Source organism: Bradyrhizobium sp. Tv2a-2 (assembly GCF_000472425.1).
Lineage (GTDB): Bacteria > Pseudomonadota > Alphaproteobacteria > Rhizobiales > Xanthobacteraceae > Bradyrhizobium.
The window spans coordinates 56463-70918 of record NZ_AXAI01000022.1; the positions used below are offsets into that span (position 1 = coordinate 56463).

A 14456-nucleotide genomic window follows, 5' to 3' on the forward strand; every position below is an offset into this window, starting at 1 on the left:
TCACATGGTTTTTCTGCCGGACCGAGGCCGGCTATAGGTCCTTCCACGAAGCGAATGTTGCGGCCTGGCCCCGCACGATTCCGTTTGCGTCCATAAGCTGCCAGACGATGCCGTCTTCTATCCAGAAGCGGCGGCCCGATTTTGCGATCCTCTGGCCGCGGTAGCCTCTCGTGAAGCCATTGCGCCGGACCTCGTCCAGCAGACGTTGACGCTCTGTTCGCTCTGGAGCCTCCGCAGAGAGACGCGAGGGCAACTTGGTGAATTCAGACCAGGTGTAATCGAAACAGACCTGCGCCGCGTTGTTCGCATAGATGAAGTGCGGATCTGGCTCAGTGTTATGGGCCAAGACCACGAACGGCGCTTCATTGTAGAGCCACGGCGGTCCCTTTCCATCCGCGACCAGCGGCTGTCCGACGAGACGGGCATAGCTGCCAGTGAGCAGATCGAAGAACGCGGAATCCATGCGCAGGTCACGGGAATCGAAGGAGGACGTCATTGTTGCACCTTTGCTCGCGAAGCGTGTGCCTGATGCGTTTGGCACGCACCTCGTTCGGATAGCTGTATCATCCGTCTTCGCGAGTCATCGATCAATTCAGCCATCAATTGATCGCGACCCGAGCCTTCGAGCAAAGCGTCGGCCGGCACGACAAGGCGCGCCATCAAGAGCGGAGACTTCCGAGATGCAATCTCAAAACGCATTTTACATTTTCAGTGCGTGCGGTCGAAGCCATCAGAGCGATGCATCTTGCGAAATGACACAATGGTGTAACAGGCGTGATGTTCTACTAAAAATTGTCCGGTTACATCACGTCGTGCTCGACACGAGTCCCTGGCCTCACATCCGACACATGGTCGATTGCATCGAGATGCAGTCGATCGATCCGCCGCCTCCGCAATCCAGGGACGCTCAGGGGATCTTTAGGCCATGAACGCAATCAACAAAATCTCGGCAGATCCGTATGACGTGATCACGGAAATGCTAAGGGGCCACGGGATTTCAATGTGCGCGGGTGTCACTGGCGGTGGCATTGTTCACTTCACCAAAAAATTGCAGCCTTATCGCAAGCTTCGCAACAGAGATACTCTGTCCTTTTTCAATGTCGGAGAATATGCGGCCGGTTTCTTGCCGCTCGGCTATTACCTGGCCAGCGGCACAATCGCCGCCGCGACAGCCACGACAGGAGCGGCCACAAAGCTTCTGGGATGCGGACTCACAGACGCCAAACTACACAATATTCCCGCACTCTACATTGTTCCGCTTTCTCCCCGATCCGCCGCCGGATTTGCTCCGCTTCAAGATACCACCGCCCATGGGATGAATACGCTTGCACAGCTCGAAGCCGAACTACCGGGCGGCGTCTTTGTGCTGGATGAATTCGAGACCATGGTGCCGCAGCTAGAACGGGCTTTCGTCAGGCTTGCGCAGGGTCGCCCGGCGGTACTGGTTCTCGACCCTTCGGCTCTCGCCCGCATTCCCGCGGAGGCATCCTGGACGGTCGGGCCGGCATCGCGCTCTCTTCCCCGTCCGGAGATCGTTATCTCCTGGCCATTGGATCGGCTGTCGGGTCGGAAAGTGGTCGTGCTGGTGGGGTCCGGGATGCCAACAACTGCGACAAGCAAAAAATTGGTTACGGAACTGGCCACGACCCTTGGGGCCGCTGTCGTCTACAGCATCAACGGCGCCAACGCCGTTGAACGCGAGAATCCCTACCTTTACGGCTATCTAGGATTTGGCGGCAACGACGCTGCCCGAACCGTGTGGACCGCGTTGGACGAAGAGACCGTGCTGATCGGGTTGGGCGCGGATTTCGACGAGTACACAACGGGCCTCTCTCCGATTTTCTGCGGAGAAGCATGGCTTCTGAGCAACGACGGCAACCATTACGGCACTATGGAAGGCTCGTCCCGGCATCTGATCAACGGCGCCAGTTTTGAAGCGAACGGTCCGCTGGAAGCAATGGTTGACAATCTAACCCGGGCGATCTTGCGCGATCCTCCGGCAACCCGGCGATTCCCCCCGGCTTCTGATGATCTGAATACGCGACCGATTGAAGCTGCCCGTCCCGGCTTTGTGGACTTAGCGACGTTTTACCGACGTATCGATACTCTCTGGCAAAAAAATAGCATCGGGTTCGACGATGTCTGTATGTCTTACAAGGATCGTCAATACATTACGCAACGTCCCAATCCGAATTGCCCCTTTTTCAGCCTCTACCGTGGCTCCGCGATGGGTGGCGCCTTCGGTCTTGGCGTGGGGGCGAGGCTGGGAGCACCGGACAAGACCGTCTTCATCTTTTCCGGTGACGGATGTTTCCGCTTTTTTGCCGGCAATCTAGCGGAAGCTGGCAGTCTGCGTCTGAATCTATTCGTTCTCAACAACCGCGTTTATGGCATCGTACGAAATGGACTTACCAAGATCCTGACGCAGGATCCGGTCGAGCGCTATCATGACAGCCTGGATGGTCTTAATTATGAGGCTATTGCGACTGGCTTCGGATGGGATTATGCGCGGGTCCGCCCCGATCTCGCCAATCTCGATGACATCATGACGCGGTGCTATCAGCCGCACAGGTCCTCTTTGTTGATCGAGCTGCCGCTTGATCCGGAGCAGAACCTTGGGCCCAATCCACGCTTGGAAAACCTTTGACGATCGGCCGTAGAATCCCTCGGTCGGATCGCATCTTCGATGCGATCCGGACTCTCCCTTCGAGAGGGCGAACCGCGCCGCGCCCGAGCGCCTGCTACTTCGGCTCGCCGATCGCAACCTTCAGCGTGCCGACGCCGTCGACGCCGCACTCGATCTTGTCGCCTGGCTTGAGCGCGGCAACGCCGGCGGGGGTGCCGGTCATGATGATGTCGCCGGCGCCAATCTCGACCTGCTGCGACAGCTTCCAGATGATTTCCGGCACGCTCCAGATCAGCTCGGTGAGATCACCCTTCTGACGCTCAGTGCCGTTGACCGAGAGCCAGATCTTGCCCTTGGCGGGATGGCCGATCTTCGATGCCGGCACGATCGCGGAGGACGGCGCCGACTGCTCGAAGGATTTGCCGATCTCCCAGGGGCGCTCCTTCTTGCGCGAGGCCTGCTGCAGGTCGCGCCGTGTGAGGTCGATGCCGACCGAGTAGCCGTAGACATGGTCGAGCGCCTTCTCGACCGGGATGTTCAGCCCGCCGCTCTTCATCGCCACGATCAGCTCGACCTCGTGATGCAGGTCCTTGGTCAGCGTCGGGTAGGGGATGGTGGCGCCATCGCCGACCAGCATGTCGGCATGCTTGGCAAAGAAGAACGGCGGGTCGCGCTCGTCATTGCCCATCTCGCGGATGTGCTCGAGATAGTTGCGGCCGACGCACCAGATGCGGCGCACGGGGAAGGCTTTTCCTTCGCCTGCGACGGGAATGGAGGCCTGCGGCGGGGCCGGGATGACGAAGGCTGTGGCGTTCATGGAAATGTCTCGGGCTGTTCTTGGAAACATGCCTGTATTACGCGGTTGCGCCTGATCGCGCTAGAGCATGATCCGGAAAAGTGGGCTTTCGGAATGGATCATGCTCGATCCCTGACCTTCGCCCCGCCAGGGCGAGGGACACCTCGTCCTTCGCCCGAGTGAGATTGACCTAAGACGTCGCCACCAGCTTCGGACCCTCGGCGCTGGTGTCGCGCTGCTGCAGGCGGAAGAACGAAGCGTAGCGGCCGCCGCGGCGCAGGAGTTCGTCATGGCGTCCGCGCTCGACGATCTCGCCGGCTTCCACCACCAGAATGGTGTCGGCATGCATGATGGTATGCAGTCGATGCGCGATCACGATGGTGGTGCGGTTCTGGCAGAGATGCTCGATCGCCTCCTGCACCTGCTTTTCGGATTCGGAATCGAGAGCTGCGGTCGCCTCGTCCAGCAGGATGATCGGCGCGCTCTTCAGAAGCGCGCGGGCCACTGCGATGCGCTGGCGCTGGCCGCCGGAAAGTTGTGTGCCATGCTCGCCGACCGGGGTGTCGTAGCCAAGCGGGAAGCTCATGATGAAATCGTGTGCGCAGGCCGCCTTCGCCGCCTCGACGATCTCGGCTTCGCTCGCGCTTGCCCTGCCGAACGCGATGTTGGCGCGGATGGTGTCGCGGAACAGGTAGACGTCCTGGCCGACATAGGCGGTCTGCCCGCGCAGCGAGCGGCGCGAGATCTTCGAGATCGACTGACCGTCGATCACGATGTCGCCTTCGCTCGCCTCGTAGAAGCGGAGCAGCAGCGCCAGCACCGTCGACTTGCCGCCGCCGGAGGGGCCCACAAGCGCCGTGACCTTGCCAGGCTCGGCGACGAAGCTCATGCGGTTCAGCACCACTTCGTTCGGACGGTAGGCGAAGCTGACGTCCTTCAATTGGATGCGGGCGTCGGTGAGTTTGAGCGCCGGCTTGTCGTCATCGGCGAACTCGCTCGCGGGGCTGTCGACGACTTCCAGCAGCATCCGTGCGCCGACCAGCTGGCTGTTCAGGTCGATGTTGAGCCGCGCCAGCCGCTTGGCGGGTTCGGTCGCCATCAGGAAGGCCGTCATGAAGGAGAAGAACTGGCCGGGCGTCGCGCCAAGCGCAACCACGCTGTAGCCGCCATAGAGCAGGCAGCCGGCGACCGCGAAACCGCCGAGCGTCTCCATCAGCGGATTTGAGCGGTTGGATACCCGCGCCATCTTGTTGGCGTTGCGCTCGACGATCGCGATATTCTCGTCGATGCGCCGCTGCATGGTGTCTTCCAGCGTGAACGCCTTCACGGTGCGGATGCCCTGCAGCGATTCCTGCATGGTCTCCAGGATGTCGGCGGTGCCGGTGAACTGGTGGTAGGCGAGGCCCTTGATGCGCTTTACCAGCTTGCGCAGCATCAGCATCGCCGGCGGCACCACCACAAGGCCGATGAATGTCAGGATGGGATCCTGCATCACCATCACGCAGATCATGGCAACCAGCATCAAGAAGTCGCGTCCGATCGCATTGACCAGCATGTTCAACACGTCGGTGATGGATTTCGCACCGGCGGTCAGGCGCGCCAGGAACTCGGACGAATGCCGTTCGGAGAAAAAGGCGATGCTCTCGCTCATCAGCTTGGCAAACAGCCGCCGCTGGTTGTTGGCAAGAATTGCGTTGCTGATCTGGGACAGAATGACGGTGTGGCCGTAGGTGGCCACGCCCTTGATGAACAACAGGAGCACGGTCACGCCTGAGAGGATGGCGATACCGGTGACGTTCTTGTCGACATAGGCCTGGTTGATGACCTGGCCCAGCACATAGGTGGCTGCTGCCGTGGCGCCGGCTGCGACCGCCATCAGCGCGAAAGCGGTGAGGTAGCGGCGCCAGTAGATGACGCCCTGTTCCATCACGAGGCGGCGAATCAGGATCGCTGCCCCATAGGGGTCGTCGGTGATTCTCTTTGGAAAATTGGCCATCCACGTCTCGATCGGCGGCAGGCACGCCTGGTCTGCCCGGGCGGCTCGCGGCGTAGGGCTTCCTTGCCCGCAAGACGGGGGTTTTTCAAGTCCAATTAAGGGCTTGCGCCACCAATCATTTCAGGCTGTGACGGCCGCGAGACTATCGCTGGTGCGCTCGCGCAACAGTTTTTCTTCCCAGGCGAGCGCATGGGCTGCAATGGTGTCGAGGCTTTCATATTGCGGCGTCCAGTCGAAGGTCGCGCGGATACGGCTCGCATCGGCCACCACGGTCATGACATCGCCCGGACGACGCGGCGCGTGCGCCACCGCGAAATGGCGACCGGAGACGCGGCGCACGGCCTCGATGGTTTCCAGCACCGAATAGCCGCGGCCATAGCCGCAATTGAGCGTCACCGAGGCGCCGCCGCCGCGCAAATAGGACAGCGCGGCGCGATGGGCAAAGGCGAGATCGGTGACATGAATGAAGTCGCGGATGCAGCTGCCATCCGGCGTCGGATAGTCGGCGCCGTAAACGTCGACCTTGGCGCGCTGGCCGGTCGCGGCTTCCACCGCAATCTTGAGCAGATGCGTGGCGCCGACGGTGGCAAGCCCGATGCGCGCGAGCGGGTCGGCGCCGGCGACGTTGAAATAGCGCAGCACGGCATAACTCATGTCATGTGCGTTGGCGACATCATGCAGCATGATCTCGGTCATCAGCTTCGATGAGCCATAAGGCGACATGGGGCGCGTGCGCGCATGCTCGGGGACCGGCACCTGGTCGGGCTCGCCATAGACGGCGGCGGTGGAGGAGAAAATGAAGCGGTTGACGCCGCGCTTGACCGCCGCATTGAGCAGGCTGCGCGTGGTCATCGTGTTGTTGCGGTAGTAGAGCAGGGGATCGCGGATCGATTCCGGCACCACGATCGAGCCGGCGAAATGAATGATGGCCTCGACGCCGTGTTGCGCGATCACGTTGTCGACCAGGTTCTCGTCACCGGCGTCGCCGATGAACAGCGGCACGCCCTCGGGGATAAAGGCCGAGAAGCCGGTGGAGAGATTGTCGATCACCACCACGCTCTCATCGGCCTCATGAAGGGCGCGAACAGTGTGGCTTCCAATATAGCCGGCGCCGCCGGTGACAAGCACGGTCATGATCAAATCCGTCTCGATGCAATTCGCGGGATGCTAGCGTGGCCGTAATGAAGAGGGTGTTTCACGCGACGCGAACTGGTCTCTATGCTTAATGTTGCGTATAGGAAGAAGCGCGTGACAACGGAGCCCGACGTGCCGATTGAGGACAATTTGGCCGAACTCGACCTCATCGTGCCGAACCTGCACCGCCGCTATTCGGGCGTGACTGCCACCAATCGGATGGTAGCGCCGAAACTGGCAAAGCGCTTGCGCGCCGCCTGGTTCGGCTCGAATCCGCCCGACGGCATCGCGCGGCTCGGTGTCTTCGATCTTCTCAAGACGTGGCGGCGACGGCGGCCCATCATCTGGCACGCGCGGCGCAACAATGAGATGATCTTGGGCGTTCTGCTGCGCGCGCTGGGCTGGCCGCTAAAACTCGTGTTCACCTCGGCGGCGCAGCGCCATCACAGCTGGACCACGCGCTCCCTCATCCGAAGAATGGATGCGATCATCGCGACCTCCGATCTCTCCGCCTCCTATCTGAAGCGCAGCGCAACCGTGATCCCGCATGGCGTCGATACAGATATTTACGCGCCGCCGCCGGATCGCGCGGCGGCCTTTGCGGAAAGCGGCCTGCCGGGACGCTACGCCATCGGCTGTTTCGGGCGGGTGCGGGCGCAGAAAGGTAGCGACGTTTTTGTCGAGGCGATGTGCCGCCTGCTGCCGAATTATCCCGATTTCACGGCCGTTTTGGTGGGCGCCATCGTGCCGGAGCAGGTGGTGTTTGCCAATGATCTGAAACAGCGGATCGAGGCCGCGGGACTTCAATCGCGCATTATCATCCTTGGCGAGCTCGAGATCGCAGAGGTGCAGCGCTGGTACCAGCGCCTCACGATTTATGCCTTCACCTCGCGCAATGAGGGATTTGGACTGACATTGATCGAGGCAATGGCCGCGGGCGCGGCTCTTGTGGCGGCGCGCGCGGGCGCAGCCGAGCTTGTGGTCGAAGATGGCGTGACCGGTTCGTTGGTGCCACCTGGCGATGCCGAAGCGCTGATCGCGGCGCTGGAGCCGCTGATGGATAATCCCAATGCCGCTTCCGCGATGGGCGCGCGGGGGCGGGCGCGGGTGGTGGAAAAGTTCAGTCTCGACGCCGAGGCGGACAGGATCGCAAGCGTCTATCGCACGCTGGTCTGAGCCATCACCTCGGTGACGAATGCATCGAGGTCGCCGCCTGCGAACAGAAATCCCGGGAGCCCCGCGGCGCGGCCTGCCTCGATGTCCGACTGCCGGTCGCCGATGACGAAGCTGCCCTCATGACGCACCGGCCAGTGCTGCATCAGGTCATGGATCATGCCGGGAAGCGGCTTGCGCCAATGATGATCTTCGAGATAGCCCGCGACCGTGCCGTCGGGATGGTGCGGGCAGTAGCGGATGTCGTCGATGTGCGCGCCTTGCGCCTTGAGCTCCTCGCGCATCCAGGCGTGCAGCACCTGCAGTTCTCCCTCGGTAAAGAAACCGCGGGCCACGCCCGACTGGTTGGTGAAGAAGAAAACGAAATAGCCGGCGTCGTTGAGTCGCCTGATCGCCTTGGCCGCATTCGGCATCCAGCGGATGCGGTCCTTGGTGCCCATATAGCCGTCGTCGTAATTGACGACGCCATCACGATCGAGAAAGGCGGCGGGCTTTTGCAACTTGCTTGGGGCGTTCATCATGGTCGCTTGGTACTGATCGCATCCTCTGCGCGCAAGCATCAGCGCTGGTCACGCGTGGCCGTCTCGGCAAGCACCTGCTCGGCAATGGCCACCACGTCGGCGGCCGGAATCTCGCGCATGCAGCGGTGATGCTGCAGGCGGCATACCGGCCGGTGGCAGGGCTGGCAGGGCACTTCGGTCTTGGTCTGGACGGTCGCGGCCAGCCCGTTTAGCGGCGCCCAATGGTAGGGACTGGTGGGCCCGAATATACCCATCGTCGGCGTGCCCAATGCGGCGGCGATGTGCATCAAGCCGGAATCGTTGGAAATCGCAGCGCTCGCGGCCGCCATGGCCAGAATGCCGTTGCGCAGGTCGTTTCCGGTCAGGTCTCGCACCGTCGGCCCGCCGGCGGCGACGATCTCGGCGGCCTGCGCCTTCTCGGCCGGCCCGCCGACCACCCAGACGTCCAGCCCCTGCAAGGCCAGCAGCCGGGCGGCCTCCGGGTAATAGGTCCAGCGCTTGGCCGGACCGACCGAACCGGGGGCCAGCGCGATCGCCGGTCTCTCGCCGAGGCCGTTGGCTTGCCGCCAGCGCGCGATGTCGGCGGCGGGAACGCGAAGCTGCGGCACTGGCCATTGCGGCGGCAAAGGTGCACCATCAGGAAGCGCAAGCGCGGCGTTCTTGTCGATGAAGCGGGGCAGCCGCTTTTCGCCCCAGCGCCAGCGGTTGATCAGCCCGAATCGGAACTCGCCGACAAAGCCGATTCGCTCGGGAATGGCGGCGAGCGTCGGCGCGATGGCCGATTTCCAGGTCCGCGGCAGCACCAGTGCTGTTTTGTAGCCGCGCTCCTTCAGCAGCGACGCGAGGCCCCACTGCTTGGCCACCGCCAGCCGGCCGCGCGGCAGGTCCCAGACCAGTCCGTTGCGCACGCCGGGCATGTAGGCGACCAGGGGGGCGCAGAGCGAGGTGGTCAACAGGTCGACCGGGCGGTCGGGCCAGCGTTCCTTGAGCACGCGCACTACCGTGTGACCGCGCACGAAATCGCCGATCCACATATAGGGGACGATCAGGATCGGGCTGGTCTCATCCCGGTCCGCGCTCGCCGCGCTATGTATTGAGTTAATGTTCATTCTTTGTATGCGTATTGAGCCGGCCCCGTCGGTAGCCGCTCGCGGAAGACAGGTAAAGCCGAACCTCGGCCGGATACCGCCTAGCTCCGCCTTCACAGGGAACTAACAGCGCCAAGTTGCCTGCGATCCCAGACTGGGGCAAAGCTGGCGCTGCACAAATCGGGGCAGAACGACAATGTTGCGTGCGACCGGCGCCTCAAAGACGTCATTGGGGCCGAGCCGATGCCGGGCGCGTCGGCCGCGGGGTCTCGGCCCAAACCAGAAACTGACGGGAAAACATGTTCGATTTTGACGCCTTGTCACAGGCGATCGCGCGCCAGACCGTGCTTTGCGTCGGCGACCTGATGCTGGACGAATTTGTCTATGGCGAAGTCTCGCGCATCTCGCCGGAGGCGCCGGCCCCGGTCATTGCGGTCCAGCGCAGCGAGACCAATATCGGCGGTGCCGGCAACGTGGCGCGCAACATCGCAAGCCTGGGCGCCACCTGCATTTTCGTCGGCCTTGTCGGCGAGGACGCGGCCGGGGCGCAGTTGAAGAGCGCGCTATCGCGCGAGCCGCGCGTCGAAAGCGTGCTGGTTGCCGATCCCGCCCGTCCCACCACGCGCAAGGCGCGCTTCGTTTCCGAGCATTTCTCCACCCACATGCTGCGCGCCGATTGGGAGCAGGCGGCACCGGCCGCGGGCGAGACCGAGAAGAGGCTGATCGATGCCGCGCTTCCGCTGATCGCGCGCGCCGATATCGTGCTGCTGTCGGACTATGCCAAGGGCGTGCTCACCGCACGCGTGATCCGCAACCTTATCGATGCCGCGCGCAAGCAGGGAAAGCGCGTGATCGTCGATCCCAAGAGTCTCAATTTCGCGATCTATCGCGGCGCGACGCTGCTGACGCCCAACCGCAAGGAATTTTCCGAGGCCACCCGCAGCCGCGCCGATACGACCGAGAGCATCGCGCAGGCTGCACAGGATGCGATGCAACTGGCCGATTGCGAGGCGATCCTGGTGACGCAGAGCGAGCACGGCATGACGCTGGTGCCACGCAAGGGCGAGGCCATCCATGTTCCCGCGGTGCCGGTGAAGGTGCGCGACGTCTCCGGCGCCGGCGACACCGTCGCTGCCGTGCTGGCGGCGACGCTGGCGGCCGGCGCCGATTGGGATACCGTCCTGCGGATGGCGGCTGCTGCGGCGGCCGTTGCGGTCGGCAAGAAGGGCACTGCGACCGTCGCGCGCGAGGAGCTGCGGCGCAAGATCCTGCCCCATGCGTATCTTGCCGCCGAGGAGAAGATCGTCAGCTCCGACGCCGATTTGAGGGCGCAGGTGGTCGAATGGCGCAAGCAGGGCTTGCGGGTCGGCTTCACCAATGGCTGTTTCGACATCCTGCATCCGGGCCACGTCAAGGTGCTGACCGCGGCGCGCGCTGCCTGCGACCGGCTGATCGTCGGCCTGAACAGCGACGCGTCCGTGCGGCGCCTGAAGGGCGAAGGCCGTCCGGTGCAGAACGAGCGCGCCCGCGCCGAAGTGCTGGCGGCACTCGAAGCCGTCGATCTCGTCGCGGTCTTTGATGAGGATACGCCGCTGCGGTTGATCACGGAGATCAGGCCGAGCGTGCTGGTCAAGGGCGGCGACTACACCCGCGAAACCGTGGTCGGCCACGAGATCGTCGAAGAGGCCGGCGGAACGGTGGTCCTGGTCGACACGCTGCCGGGCCACTCCACGACCTCGCTGGTCGAGCGTGCCAAGGGAGACGATAAGAAGAAAACGGATGACAAGGTGAAAGACGTGACGGGAGTGAAGGCGTGACGGCGATCGCCGACCATCCGCGATCACTGCTCTTGGCGCGCCTGCGCGACCCGGCCCGCTGGATGGCGACCGTCGACATCGTCGCAGTGCTGCTGGCGCTGACGCTGCCCTGGTCGACCTCGCTGGTCGGAATTTTGGGCGTGGTGATGGTGCTTGCGATGCTGCCCGTGCTCGATGCCGGCAGCCTCGCTCGCTTATTGAAACAGCCGATCGCGGCGGCGCCCGTCGCGCTGTTCCTGCTGGCGCTGGCGGGAACGCTATGGTCGGACGCCGCCTGGGGCGCGCGGCTCTATGCCGTCGGTCCCACCGCAAAGCTCCTGGTGCTGCCTTTCCTGTTCCAGCATTTCCAGCGATCCGAACGCGGCTTGTGGGTCTTCATCGCCTTCCTGGCGTCCTGCGCGCTGATGGTGGTGATGTCCTGGATCGTGGCCTTCTTCCCCGGCCTGACCTTGAAGGCGAAGGATGTCGCCTCGCACGGCATCTTCGTGAAGAACTACATCGACCAGAGCCAGGAATTTGCGCTCTTCGCGGTGGCGCTGGCCTATCCGGTCGTCATGCTGGCGCGTGCCGGCAGGGTCGCGCTGGCGGTTGTGCTTTGCGCGCTGGCGCTTGCCTTCGTGAGCAACATGGCTTTCGTGATCGTCTCGCGCACCGCGCTCGTGACCATGCCGATCATGCTCGGGGTGTTCGGGCTGCTGCATTTGCGCTGGCGCACAACGCTTCTGATCCTGTGTGTGGCGGCAATCGCGGGCGGCATCGCCTGGATGGCCTCGCCGCAACTCCAGGGCACTGTCCATAAGTTCAAGAGCGACTACCAGTCCTATATGGAAGAGGGCGCCAACACATCGATCGGCGAGCGGCTCGAATATTACAAGAAGTCGCTGCACTTCTTCGCTGAAGCGCCACTGAAGGGCCACGGCACTGGCTCGACCCGTGCGCTGTTCGAGCAGGCCGCAAGCGGTGCTGCAGCAGGTTCTGCCGCGGCGGAAGTCGTGGGCAATCCCCACAACCAGACCCTCAATGTCGCCGTGCAATGGGGCGTGATCGGGGTGGTGCTGCTCTATGCGATGTGGCTGTCGCATCTTATGCTGTTTCGGGGTGAGGGGCTGATCAACTGGATTGGGCTTCTGGTCGTGGTGCAGAACATCTTCACCTCGCTGTTCAACTCCCACATCTTCGATTTCCACGAGGGCTGGATGTATGTGATGGGTGTTGGCGTCGCCGGAGGCATGGTGCTGAAGGCCGGTGCGGCGAAACGAACGGACATAGTTGGTGTATCCTGAACGCGCTTCTCGCGCTTTCCAGCGCAACCGATATGGGCTATCAGCGGCATCGGGGCGTTGTCGCAAAGCCTGGGATTGCCGCCCGCCATCGGTCGACGAATGACGCGTTTAACGCATCTCACCTTGCGCAACTACCTGATCGCTCTCCACGACGTGGCGGCGACCGCGGCTGCCTTCTTTGCCGCCTTCTATCTGCGCTTTGATGGCAGCGAGGCGTTTATCGAGCGCCTGCCGCTGTTGTTCAAGATCCTGCCGTATTTCCTAGCGCTCAGCCTTGTCGTCTGTTACCTCTTCAACCTCACCACCACCAAATGGCGTTTTATCTCGCTGCCGGATGCCCTCAACATCCTGCGCGTCGCCACGGTGCTGGCGCTGGCGCTTCTGGTGCTGGACTACGTCCTGATCGCGCCCAACGTGCACGGCACGTTCTTCTTCGGCAAGGTGACCATCGTCCTCTACTGGTTCCTCGAGGTTTCCTTCCTGAGCGCCCTGCGCTTTGCCTATCGCTATTTCCGCTACACGCGGGTGCGCCATCACGCCAGGGTCGATGACGCCTCACCGAGCCTCGTAGTCGGGCGCACGGCCGATGCCGAAATCCTGCTGCGCGGCATCGAGAGCGGCGCGGTCAAGCGGATCTGGCCGGTCGGCATCCTCTCGCCCTCGATCGCCGATCGCGGCCAACTCATTCGCAACGTGCCGGTGCTCGGCGGCATCGAGGACATCGAGGACATCGCGGCCGACTTCGCCCGCCGCAACAAGCCGATCGCGCGGGCGGTGATGCTGCCGTCGGCCTTCGAGGCCGAGGCGCGCCCGGAAACCTTCCTGATGCGCGCCAAGCGGCTGCGGCTGATCGTGAGCCGCCTGCCGTCGCTGGAGAGCGGCGACGCGCCGCGGCTGGCGCCTGTTGCGGTCGAGGATCTGCTGCTGCGTCCGAGCTCGACTATCGACCATGCGCGGCTGGAAGCGCTGGTGCGGGGCAAGTCAGTGATCGTCACCGGCGGCGGGGGCTCGATCGGAGCCGAGGTCTGCCACCGTGTCGTGACCTTCGGCGCCGCGCGGCTTCTCGTCATTGAGAATTCCGAGCCGGCTCTCTACGCCATCACCGAGGCGTTGATCGCGCAGCAGACCGGTGCCGAGATCGATGGGCGCATCGCCGATATCCGCGATCGCGAGCGCATTCTGCGGCTGATGATGGAGTTCAAGCCGGACCTGGTGTTCCATGCCGCTGCCCTGAAGCACGTGCCGATCCTGGAGCGCGACTGGAGCGAGGGGGTCAAGACCAACATCTTCGGCTCGATCAACGTGGCCGACGCCGCGCTTGCGGCCGGTGCCGAAGCGATGGTCATGATCTCGACCGACAAGGCTATCGAGCCGGTCTCCATGCTTGGATTGACCAAGCGCTTTGCCGAGATGTACTGCCAGGCGCTGGACCATGATCTCGCAGCGCAGCGGCGCATGCGGCTGATCTCGGTCCGGTTCGGCAATGTGCTGGCGTCCAACGGAAGCGTGGTGCCGAAATTCAAGGCCCAGATCGAGGCGGGCGGGCCCGTCACGGTCACTCATCCCGAGATGGTCCGCTATTTCATGACCATCCGCGAGGCCTGCGATCTCGTGATCACCGCGTCCGCGCATGCGCTGGCGGCGCAACGATCGACGGTTTCGGTCTATGTGCTCAACATGGGCCAGCCGGTGAAGATCGTCGATTTGGCCGAGCGCATGATCCGCCTCTCGGGCCTGCAGCCGGGTTATGACATCGAGATCGTTTTCACCGGGATGCGCCCGGGCGAACGGCTCAACGAGATCCTGTTTGCCAGCGAAGAGCCGCCGGTCGATATCGGCGTTGCCGGCATCATGGCGGCCAAGCCCAACGAGCCGCCAATGCAGGCGCTGAAGAAATGGATCGCGGCGCTGGAGCAGGCGATCGAGCGTGACGACCCCACGACCATCAAGGCCGTACTGAAGGATGCCGTGCCGGAGTTCGGCTCAAACGCGGCGTGAGGTGCGGTCCAGCCACCTTAGCCT

Annotated in this window: 11 protein-coding genes; 5 read left to right on the forward strand and 6 right to left on the reverse strand. The window is 63.2% G+C overall.

All coding sequences use genetic code 11. The features are described from left to right. Nucleotides 1–31: 31 nt before the first annotated feature. The gene (locus A3AI_RS0133465; protein WP_024519734.1) at nucleotides 32–496 is read right to left on the reverse strand and encodes an MEKHLA domain-containing protein; all 465 of its coding nucleotides are present in this window, start codon (nucleotides 494–496) and stop codon (nucleotides 32–34) included. Between the two features lie 429 nt (nucleotides 497–925). On the opposite strand from A3AI_RS0133465, the gene A3AI_RS0133470 reads away from it, so the two are divergent. Further along, the gene (locus A3AI_RS0133470) at nucleotides 926–2647 is read left to right on the forward strand and encodes a thiamine pyrophosphate-dependent enzyme (RefSeq protein ID WP_024519735.1); all 1722 of its coding nucleotides are present in this window, start codon (nucleotides 926–928) and stop codon (nucleotides 2645–2647) included. Between the two features lie 94 nt (nucleotides 2648–2741). On the opposite strand, the gene A3AI_RS0133475 is transcribed toward A3AI_RS0133470, so the two are convergent. From A3AI_RS0133475 to galE, 3 genes are all read right to left on the reverse strand, one after another. Further along, nucleotides 2742–3443, reverse strand: a complete 702-nt coding sequence (locus A3AI_RS0133475; RefSeq protein ID WP_024519736.1) for a fumarylacetoacetate hydrolase family protein — start codon at nucleotides 3441–3443, stop codon at nucleotides 2742–2744. Between the two features lie 169 nt (nucleotides 3444–3612). Continuing rightward, the gene (locus tag A3AI_RS0133480) at nucleotides 3613–5418 is read right to left on the reverse strand and encodes an ABC transporter ATP-binding protein (RefSeq protein WP_024519737.1); all 1806 of its coding nucleotides are present in this window, start codon (nucleotides 5416–5418) and stop codon (nucleotides 3613–3615) included. Nucleotides 5419–5538: 120 nt separating this feature from the next. Beyond that, a complete protein-coding gene (gene galE / locus A3AI_RS0133485; protein WP_024519738.1) occupies nucleotides 5539–6552 on the reverse strand; it encodes a UDP-glucose 4-epimerase GalE in 1014 nt (337 codons plus the stop codon). A gap of 84 nt (nucleotides 6553–6636) precedes the next feature. Here galE and A3AI_RS0133490 point away from each other — a divergent pair, with 84 nt between their 5' ends. Beyond that, entirely contained in the window at nucleotides 6637–7728 is a 1092-nt protein-coding gene (locus A3AI_RS0133490) for a glycosyltransferase family 4 protein (protein ID WP_156928050.1), read from the forward strand. Here the strand turns inward: A3AI_RS0133490 and A3AI_RS0133495 are convergent. Together A3AI_RS0133495 and waaF are read right to left on the reverse strand one after the other, a co-directional pair. Continuing rightward, the gene (locus tag A3AI_RS0133495; protein ID WP_198030285.1) at nucleotides 7710–8246 is read right to left on the reverse strand and encodes an HAD family hydrolase; all 537 of its coding nucleotides are present in this window, start codon (nucleotides 8244–8246) and stop codon (nucleotides 7710–7712) included. The genes A3AI_RS0133490 and A3AI_RS0133495 overlap by 19 nt on opposite strands. A 38-nt stretch (nucleotides 8247–8284) precedes the next feature. Further along, a complete protein-coding gene (gene waaF / locus A3AI_RS0133500) occupies nucleotides 8285–9355 on the reverse strand; it encodes a lipopolysaccharide heptosyltransferase II (RefSeq protein WP_024519741.1) in 1071 nt (356 codons plus the stop codon). 278 nt (nucleotides 9356–9633) lie between these two features. Here waaF and rfaE1 point away from each other — a divergent pair, with 278 nt between their 5' ends. The 3 genes from rfaE1 (at nucleotide 9634) to A3AI_RS0133515 (ending at nucleotide 14432) form a co-directional block, all read left to right on the forward strand. Next, nucleotides 9634–11151, forward strand: coding sequence for a D-glycero-beta-D-manno-heptose-7-phosphate kinase (rfaE1, locus tag A3AI_RS0133505; RefSeq protein ID WP_024519742.1), 1518 nt, complete (start codon nucleotides 9634–9636; stop codon nucleotides 11149–11151). Next, on the forward strand, nucleotides 11148–12434 hold the full coding sequence (locus A3AI_RS0133510) for an O-antigen ligase family protein (protein ID WP_024519743.1): 1287 nt from the start codon (nucleotides 11148–11150) through the stop codon (nucleotides 12432–12434). Before rfaE1 ends, A3AI_RS0133510 begins: the two co-directional genes overlap by 4 nt. Before the next feature lie 99 nt (nucleotides 12435–12533). Next, on the forward strand, nucleotides 12534–14432 hold the full coding sequence (locus tag A3AI_RS0133515; RefSeq protein WP_024519744.1) for a nucleoside-diphosphate sugar epimerase/dehydratase: 1899 nt from the start codon (nucleotides 12534–12536) through the stop codon (nucleotides 14430–14432). The last annotated feature ends 24 nt before the right edge of the window (nucleotides 14433–14456 follow it).